We start from the raw sequence: 9,344 nt of genomic DNA on the forward strand, positions 1-9,344 counted from the left end.
ATCGAAAGTGTAATACTACGAGCGCTCGAAAAGAATCCGCTTTCCCGATTCCCTTCCGTGAGCGAGTTGAAATCCAATCTGGAAAGAGTAGTACGACACCCTGCCCCCTTAGATGAGCAACCCTCATCAACAAGCCAATCTGGACGCGTGAAAACTGCTTAAAGTGGCTTATCGCATGTTATGGAACACAGCCTGGACATCATCGTCTTCATCCAGCTTTTCCACCAGTTGACCGATTTCATCCGCAGCGGCTTCATCCAGTTCGTTTTAAATGACGTCCTACTTTGAAAAGCTCAACGAGACACTAACACTCATGTAATGGAAATCTTTTGGTTAATTTTGGGAGGCAATGGAAATTTTATGGTTAACAGCCTCTCGTCGAGAAGGTGGAAGTCTTATGGTTAAAAATGCGGAAATATTTTGATTAAAATCACAGTAGGACGAAAAACTTCCCGGCCCCGGTGTCTACTCTGTGCGCGCGTCTGTCGCGTCCGCGACGGATGAAACGACTCAGGTCTCTTTTACAATCGCTACGAGATCCTTGCTCAGATCCTGTCTGGATTAATCAAAGAAACTTTTATCCGGGCGCTCTTTGAATTTTTTGCCATAGTCTCACCTTCAAAACAGTCTCTTCTAATGCGAACACTTTCCTATTTTTCTTGAAAAAGCTGTCGTCTGAATCACTGAAAACTCAACGTTCAGGTGAGCGTTGATGAACACTGCTGACAACGAAAATGCCGCCCACCTACCGCGATGGTGTGTGCGATGGTCGCAACCTTCTCAAGATTCATTAAGTCATATGGAGGACATGAAACGAAGAATCGAGAAAATGACTGTGCGAGTTACCCTGGCAATCCTGTGTTTTGCGGCAATTGCTATCGAGACCAATACCCAGAATCTACAAATCCGAAGCGACGCGCAAATAGTTTCCATGGTCAGCGAATATATGGCCAATGCTGTTCAGTTTGATCATTTCAGCGGTGCAGTCTTAGTAGCGCGGGATGGAAAACCTATCATCAGCAAAGGTTACGGAATGGCAAACTATGAATTGAATGTGCCGAACAATCCGAATACGAAATTTAGGATCGGCTCAGTCAGCAAACAATTCACGGCAGCATCCATTCTGCAATTGCAAGAACGTAAAAAACTGAACATCGATGATTCCATTGCCCGTATATCGAAAGTTGTCCGACAGCCTGGCAGCCGATTACGATTAGGCATCTTTTAAACCACACTTCAGGGCTCGTAAATTTTACGAGCCTTACCGAAGCATCCGGGGCATTCCTCCTGCTTCCTCACTCTCATGCAGAAATTCTGAATACATTTCGTGATAAGCCACTTGAATCCGTACCGGGGGAACAATTTCAATACAACAATTCCGGCTATTATTTGCTGGGGTTAATTATCGAACGAGCCTCCGGTAAAACCTATGCAGAATATTTGCGCGAAAATATTTTTTACCAGCTTGGTATGAAAGATACTGAATTTGATGATCATGATGCCGTTGTAAAAAACCGCGCATCAAGCTACTACGTAGGGGAAAGCGGCATCCTTTACAACTCAGAATACCAAAATATGCAAATTCTTTTCTCGATAGGCGGGTTGTACTCAACGGTTGAGGACTTATTGAAGTGGGAGCAGTCATTCTCAACAGAAAAGATACTGAAACAGGAGACTATCAAGGAAATATTCACACCAGGCAAACGTGATTATGGTTATGGATGGTGGATTAACAAACTAGGGACTCATCCCAGAATGTATCATGACGGCGGAATTACCGCATTCTCGTCGTCACTGCAAAGACTCCCGGATGACCATATCACCGTCATTGCGATATGCAACGCCGGCGATGATGGCGGCATTCGCGTTGCCTATGATATTGCCGGTTTGTTATGTGACGTTCCTGCTACGATCAGAGCAATCCAGCCCGATTTGATGAAGCTGAATTCTGAAGAAGCGTTCAAACTTGTGAATAATGTACGCAAGAGTTTCCCAAGATTCGACGTGGGGGAAGCGAAAGTTATTGAGCTCGCGAAATATGCGCTGCAACGCGGGCAAAAGAAACAGGCAATTGAGATATTCAAATTAAATCTGAGTATTTATCCGAACAGCAGCAACGCCTACTACCATCTGGCGATGGGATACGAGGCCATTGGCGACAAGAACCTGGCTATCGTGAATCTTAAGCGTTCGCTTGAGATAGACCCCGAGAACAAAGGCGCGGCAGAACATCTCAAAATTCTTGAGCAAGCTGGCAAGTAAGACTGCGTCAGTTGTCCAGAAGCTGCGGTATTTTATTGAGCAGGTCATCTGCCGAAATTGGCTTGACAAGAAAAGGGACGTTGTCGAGTCCAAGATTATCGCGGATGTTATCTTTTGTGTATCCGGACATGAACAGGACTTTGATTTGTGGATTTGTCTCTCTGAGTTTTTTGCACTGCTATTATCCTTTTATCTTGAAATCATTTGTGCGCTTAGCGTTAAGCCTCGGAACACTTGTCGTATTAATCTGGATTGAAAATCGCCGTCCTCTACGGCGCAGCACCGAACCAAAAATTGAGCACAACATTCGAAATCTCGCCATCGCAGGTGTGAGTGCGGTGATTATTCAAGGTATCGAATCACCTTTAGTCCAACCTTTTGACCCATTGGGTCGGTGTGCACAAATGGGGACTTGTGCAGTTCGGATCCATGCCCGGACCGTTGCGACTGGTGACTCTTGCAGTAAAAGAGCTGAACGTGGCCGCCGTTCTGAAAGAAAAGCCCGCCCCAATGGAGACACAGAAACGATGCTCCCAACACTTTCCCGGTGTTCATAGTTGATGAAACCTCGGCTATTAGCTTCTTCCCAGACAGGTAGGCGTGGGCATGAGGTCCGCCAGGCTTCCATCACCTCCGAATATGGGCGCGAATGTGAACCGATCCACTCTAGAAGATCAAGAATCAAGGATTCAACCGGATCGAGCATATTCATCATTATGTTCGTTAATTTAGAAATTCTTTTCAAGCACTGATAGTCATTATTTGCAAACCTGTGGATTCAAGCGGCCGAACGCCGGAGATAAGCGCGCCGCAGTGCGCCGAGCAAAGGCGGCCCGCTTTGCACTGCTTCCCCCAGCAAAACGATGATAGCCGGGCGGCTTTATATCAAGGAAATCTTCCAATACTTCTTGCAGCCGAGAATCCAAGAAAACGCGTGGCTATCGCTCGTGCAGTGCAGTCGCAAACCGAACGCCAAAGCCATCTGGATCTGCAATTGTGAAATCACGAAGACCGTAATACCGATTGGCAATTGGAACGATGACCTTCGCACCGATTTCCTTCGCCAGGTTCCAGTAGTGATCAACGTTAGGAACCATCACTCTTACGTTAGCGGCAGGAAACGTTGGAGGGAGCGGCAAACCTGAATGATCAATTTCGCCGAAGGCTGAGATCTCCGCGAGAAAGAGACGGTGATCTTCCCAAGTGAGCTCCACAAAGTCGCCCCCATCACGAAGAAGCTCAAACCCCAGCAGACGATAGAAATGCGTAGAACGCTTAATGTCTCTGACGACTATTTCTGTCACAAGTTGTTCTGTGGAATCGATGTGTCTGCTCATGGATGCTCTCTTTATGCCGAATGTATAAGTTTCTATCCGAAGTCCTGGAAGAGGACAGAGATAGATTATCAGAAGTTGGTTTGAGTAAGAACGTTTGACAATTCAGAACGATCGTTTATAATCAGCAAAGTCGACAGAACCAATGCCGCGGAACAAAGAATTCGATCGAGAAGAAGTATTGAATAAGGCGATGATGGTCTTTCGCGATAAAGGTTTTGAAGCCACATCTATGCAGGATCTCGTCGCTACGATGGGAATCAATCGATTCTCACTTTACCAGACGTTTCAGAGCAAACATGAACTGTTTGTGCAAGCGCTCCAAGCGTACTATGAGAAAGTGGCCGTTCCTTTTTATAGCAGACTCAGGGATTCAGACCAGGGCATTCAAGCCATCGAAACTACGCTAATGGAATTGGTTTTACGAATAAAGAGCGGTCGATCATCCAATGGCTGTCTGCTATGTAATACGATTGCAGAGCTTGGAGCGAAGAAGGATAAACGGACAACCGCAATTCTGGATAAATACCTTAAGAGAGTGGAAAGAGATTTTCACGCGGCACTCTTACGGGCAAAAGCGTTGGGTGAAATACCCAAAGATGCAGATACGCGTGAACGTGCGAAGGTTCTTGTGGGATATTCGACTGGATTGCTGAGTCTGGCGAAGGTTTTGAGTAAAAAGGAGATGCGCCAATCCGTTAAGGCGACTATTGCAGCTTTGAAATAAAAAATTTTATTGAATAACAGAACAACCGTTTAGATTAAAATCCTATTGGGTCAGTTAGAATGAGAGCACAAACCAGAGGCTGCTATGAAGCGCTGCGCTGATACGGTTATTTTTCGCGGAGATCTTGCGGATGATGCGGCAATACGTCTGATTCTGGAAGGCACCGTTCAGGAAACGGGGCAGGACTTTTTCCGTGCCTTAGTCACCCGGTTGTGTGAAGTGCTAGGGACTGCTGGAGCATGGGTTACAGAATACAACAAAAAACAACGCACATTGACTGCGTTGGCTTTTTGGTTCGAAACAGATTGTCTTCCCAATTTCACCTACGAAATTGCTGACACTCCCTGCGAGACGACCATTCAGAATCGTGAGTTATACCACGTCGGTGATGACATCGCGAGCCTCTTTCCCAACGATCCCTATGTGGAACCCTTTCGGGCCGTAAGTTATCTCGGCATTCCTTTGATGGATAAGGAATTACGTATCCTTGGCCATCTTGCCGTCCTGGATACAAAGCCCATGCCGAAGGAACCGCGCACTTTAAATCTTTTTCTTATTTTTGCAGCCCGAGCCGCAGCGGAATTACAGCGTATTCAAGCCGAAAGCCAGATTCGAGATAGAGAAACAAAACTATCGTTGCTCATTAACACTGCGATGGATGCAATTCTTGAATTGGATGAGAATCTCAAGATCATTCATGTAAACCCTTCTGCAGAAAAAATATTTCGGAAATCAGGTTCACAATTGATTGGGCGTCCCATCACTTCTCTGCTGACGGAACCAAGCGGCAATAAGTTAATCCGCTTGACAGAAGATCTGCGTAAAAGTCAGGTCCGTGAAAATTATTTCTGGGTACCAGGCGGTTTTCAAATCCTGGCTAACCAAGACCAGGACTTTATGACTGAAGGGAGCTTATCTCGCTATCTTCTTGACGGAAAAAGCTTCTTTACGATCATCTTGCGGGATATTCGTGATCAGATCGAGGCTGAACGCCAAATTGCAGCACTTACTTCACAAAAAGAATATTTGCTCGAAGAGCTCAGTTCCTTTGAAGGCTCTAAAGATTTAATCGGAAACAACAAAGCGTGGCTCAAAGTTTTACAACAAGTTCAGCAAGTTGCAAACAGTAATGCTTGTGTTCTGATTACAGGCGAGACGGGGACAGGAAAAGAAGTCATCGCTCGTGCCATTCATGCTGCCAGTCGCCGTAAGGAAGCACCGCTAATCAAAGTGAATTGTCCCGCGATTCCCGAATCGCTGATTGAGAGTGAATTTTTTGGACACGAAAAAGGCGCATTCACCGGCGCGACTGGAAAGCGCACGGGAAGATTTGCTCTCGCAAACGGCGGGACCATGTTTCTAGATGAAGTAGGCGAAATACCGGTCGATCTTCAATCGAAACTTCTCCGTGTTCTTCAGGAAGGTGAGTTTGAGCCGGTAGGAAGTGCAACTACTCAAAAAGTGGATGTTCGAATCATTGCAGCAACGAATCGCAATCTTACTGAGGCGATTGATAAGGGAAAATTCCGCGAAGATCTCTATTATCGTTTGAACGTTTCCCAATCGAAATGCCGCCGCTCAGAGAACGGGGCGAAGATGTCTTTCTACTTGCGCAACACTTCGCAAAAGTCGCGGCGCATAAAATGGATAAACAAATCAATCCACTCACTCCTCATTGCAAACGCAGGCTGAAAGCCTACGCATGGCCCGGCAATGTACGTGAACTCCAAAACATCATAGAACGGGCGGTAATTATCTCCCATAACGGACAAATCAATCTGGAGGATTGCCTGCCTCAACCCAAAGATGACATTTCCGAACAACACATAGTTTCTACTGAATTAGATGAAATCCTCGACACCGCTCAAATAGAAAATCTGGAACGACAAAATATCGTTAGAGCGCTAACTCGATCCGATTGGCGCGTTTCGGGAAAAAATGGCGCAGCAAAGCTTCTTGGACTCCCATCAACCACACTTTCCTCACGAATGAAGGCTCTCCAAATAAAGCGGCCGTACTGAATTCACGAATTCTCGCGAAGGGGTCATACGATATCTAGTAGCATCACGAATTTTCGTGAGCTGCACAAGCGCAGAAAATACGCCCTCACCATTTTTGCGCCATTTTCACCACAGCTGGAAAATTCTCCCGGAGATGGCGCACGCTGAGATTTGGGTGTCCCAACATTTTCAAAGCGTTTACCTGGCATGCCGATTGCTCCAGGCCGGTTGCAAGAAAAAAAGGAGAGATTAGAACATGAAAGATAAAAATCGTTTTGTGTACGCATGTGTAGTGATCAGAGTTGTTGCACTAGCGTTATTGGCAATGTCAATGTTCGTTAGCCACGCCAGCGCAGCAGAAGCAAAGTCACAGATGGTGATCCCGCTCATCGGCACAGGTGATGGTGCCGGCGCCACCGGGGACCTCAAGATTCAAGGAAAACAGTTGACAATCACGGTGAACAACGCGCCTCCCAACCTTAGGTTCAACGTATTCTTGTCCGTGACTGCGACAGCGAACCGGGTTCCGTCAACCTGGATCGGCGACTTCACTACGGACTTGTTCGGCAGCGCGAAATTCAAGCTCAAGGGGATGGACGTCACCAAGGCCTTCGGTCTCTTCACGACTGGCGCTCCAGCAAACGCAGTAACCGGTGAAACGTCTTGCGGTGCCGTTGGTGCCGGCGTTGGTAACCCATGCAAGGTGGCTCAGTTAAACGCACTGCGAATCTACTTCGCTGACCCCGTAGTTGCGATCAGGTCTTTCGATCGTGACGGCGTATCCGGAGCGCTGCTCTTCACTGGCGTCATGTTCGACGTCAGCGACTAAGTCCATCGCGTCCAGGTTCTTTCCGCCCGCGGCCTGCTCCATACCTGACCCGGAGCGAGCCGCGTGCGGGTTTTGGCACGATCTGTGTTTGTTTTTAGGAGAAAAAAATGATTCGACATAATGCACACAGCCTTAGAAACCAACTAAAGGGGCAATTAGTGCTTCCCGAGGACCCGAATTACGATGAAGTGCGCAAGATCTGGAATGCAATGATCGATCGCTACCCCGCAGTGATCGTTCGCTGCGCAGAATCCTCCGATATTGTGCATTCGATAGCGTATGCCCGTGAAAACAGACTTGAATTATCCATTCGCGGTGCAGGACACAACATTGCAGGAAATGCCGTATGTGACAATGGCCTGATGATCGATCTTTCTACGATGAAGAATGTTCGCGTTGAAGCGGAAAAGAAACGCGCTTATGTTGAGGCAGGCGCAACCCTTCACGATTTCGATTCCGCTGTACAATCACATGGCTTAGCTACGCCGCTAGGAATCAATTCGACTACAGGAATTGCTGGTTTAACGCTTGGTGGTGGTTTCGGCTGGTTAACTCGAAAGTATGGAATGTCTGTGGACAATCTGATCTCCGCTGATGTAATCGTCGCAGATGGGAGTCAGAAAAAGGCGAGTGAGACCGAAAACACGGACCTGTTCTGGGCGATTCGAGGCGGAGGTGGAAATTTTGGGGTTGTTACACAGTTCGAATTCAAACTTCACCCGGTCGGCCCGGAAATTTTTGCCGGTCTGATTGTTTTTCCACTGCAAGAGGCAAGACAAGTACTCGATCATTATCGTAAATTCATTTTATCAGCACCTGAAGATCTGAATGTTTGGATCATCATGCGCAAGGCTCCTCCTTTACCATTTCTCCCTGAGGATGTTCACGGCAAAGATGTTGTCTTCTGGCTGTTTTTACGCCGGCGATGTCGCCACAGGCGAGAAACGAATCTCGCCGCTCCGCAGCTTTGGGAAGGTTTTGGGCATGCATGCGGGACCAATGCCTTACGTACTGTGGCAGCAATCTTTTGATCCATTGCTCACTGCAGGCGCAAGAAATTATTGGAAATCCCATAATTTTATAGAAATCAACGACAACGTTATCGATATGATGATCGAATACGCAAGTCAGCTAACTTCGCCGCAATGTGAGATCTTTCTTGCACTCCTCTCTGGCGCGGCCAACAGCGTTCCGCCGGATGCCATGGCATACGGAAATCGAGACACAAAATTTGTGCTCAATGTTCACGGCAGGTGGGACAACGCTGCAGACGACAAATTTTGTATTGGCTGGGCGCGCGAGTTCTTTCAAGCGGTTGCTCCGTATGCATCTAAGGGCGCCTATATCAACTTCATGACAGAAGAGGAACGTGACCGCGTTGCTTCCGCGTATCGCGCGAATTACGATCGGCTCGTACAGATTAAAACAAAGTATGATCCGGAAAATGTATTTCACTTGAATCAAAACATTAAACCACGATAGAACCTCCCAGTCGGCACCTGACGGTCTCCGATGTTGGAAGTTGTGGAGCCCATAGCGTATTTATATTTTGCATTAGTACAGCGAGACCAAAGGATTGCTCTCGATGTTAAGGACGTAAAGCTAGTTGATTGGAGAAGTGCTATATGCTAATCGTTTTACCAAAGCTGCCGGAACCGTCGCCAGGAGAAACCGGCCCATATTGTGTCATTGCCAGGCACCGGGGAAGCAAGGTCAAGCCGATGCGTTGGAAAAACGAATGATTTCTGATCTCCGAAAAACCAGAACCGAGCCGGAGGTGCTGCAGTTTCATATTCACCGGGATCTTTGATCAGGATCTTTTCGTTATTTATGAAGTATGGCGAGACATAGACGCACTTCGCGAGCATTTCGAAAAACCTTACGTAAAACAGTTCGTTGCCGAAAGTGCGGAATATGAGGAGGGTGATATGGAAGTGCAATGGTTGGCAATGTCTAGTGAGTATACAGACGTCAAGTAGCGACGCGGAAGGGCGCTGCCGGGACGGATCACCCGGGAATACAAGCTCTACCTGTTTCGCGATTAGTGCGGGGGCTCGTTGAGGAAAGAAACTAACGGAACCTTATGGCGCGGTTAGCGAAAATTGTTTTGCTTCAACTTTAATTTTCTACCATAGTCGCGCTGGGAAACCGCGTGCATTTTGTGGAATCAATGAGCTCCCAAGGCTTCCCGG

Annotated in this window: 7 protein-coding genes and 2 pseudogenes; 7 read left to right on the forward strand and 2 right to left on the reverse strand. The window is 47.2% G+C overall.

The genetic code is table 11. The features are described from left to right. Positions 1–946: 946 nt before the first annotated feature. Both L0156_24940 and L0156_24945 read left to right on the forward strand, forming a co-directional pair. Positions 947–2,262 (forward strand): annotated as a pseudogene (locus L0156_24940) (serine hydrolase). 378 nt (positions 2,263–2,640) lie between these two features. Next, positions 2,641–2,823: a hypothetical protein gene (locus tag L0156_24945; protein ID MCI0606247.1), complete on the forward strand. Its 183-nt coding sequence runs from the start codon at positions 2,641–2,643 to the stop codon at positions 2,821–2,823. Between the two features lie 377 nt (positions 2,824–3,200). Here L0156_24945 and L0156_24950 read toward each other — a convergent pair whose 3' ends face one another. Continuing rightward, positions 3,201–3,599, reverse strand: a complete 399-nt coding sequence (locus tag L0156_24950; protein ID MCI0606248.1) for a VOC family protein — start codon at positions 3,597–3,599, stop codon at positions 3,201–3,203. A 142-nt stretch (positions 3,600–3,741) separates the two neighbouring features. Between L0156_24950 and L0156_24955 the strand changes: the two genes are divergently transcribed. From L0156_24955 to L0156_24975, 5 genes and pseudogenes are all read left to right on the forward strand, one after another. Then, positions 3,742–4,323, forward strand: coding sequence for a TetR/AcrR family transcriptional regulator (locus tag L0156_24955; protein MCI0606249.1), 582 nt, complete (start codon positions 3,742–3,744; stop codon positions 4,321–4,323). Positions 4,324–4,407: 84 nt separating this feature from the next. Next, positions 4,408–6,015, forward strand: coding sequence for a sigma 54-interacting transcriptional regulator (locus L0156_24960; protein ID MCI0606250.1), 1,608 nt, complete (start codon positions 4,408–4,410; stop codon positions 6,013–6,015). Next, entirely contained in the window at positions 5,967–6,344 is a 378-nt protein-coding gene (locus tag L0156_24965; protein MCI0606251.1) for a hypothetical protein, read from the forward strand. Before L0156_24960 ends, L0156_24965 begins: the two co-directional genes overlap by 49 nt. A 235-nt stretch (positions 6,345–6,579) precedes the next feature. Then, on the forward strand, positions 6,580–7,152 hold the full coding sequence (locus tag L0156_24970) for a hypothetical protein (GenBank protein ID MCI0606252.1): 573 nt from the start codon (positions 6,580–6,582) through the stop codon (positions 7,150–7,152). Positions 7,153–7,259: 107 nt separating this feature from the next. Continuing rightward, positions 7,260–8,634: pseudogene (locus L0156_24975) on the forward strand (FAD-binding oxidoreductase). A 155-nt stretch (positions 8,635–8,789) separates the two neighbouring features. On the opposite strand, the gene L0156_24980 reads toward L0156_24975, so the two are convergent. Continuing rightward, on the reverse strand, positions 8,790–9,020 hold the full coding sequence (locus L0156_24980) for a hypothetical protein (GenBank protein ID MCI0606253.1): 231 nt from the start codon (positions 9,018–9,020) through the stop codon (positions 8,790–8,792). Between the last annotated feature and the right edge of the window lie 324 nt (positions 9,021–9,344).

It is taken from the genome of bacterium, from assembly GCA_022616075.1.
Classification (GTDB): Bacteria; Acidobacteriota; HRBIN11; order JAKEFK01; family JAKEFK01; genus JAKEFK01.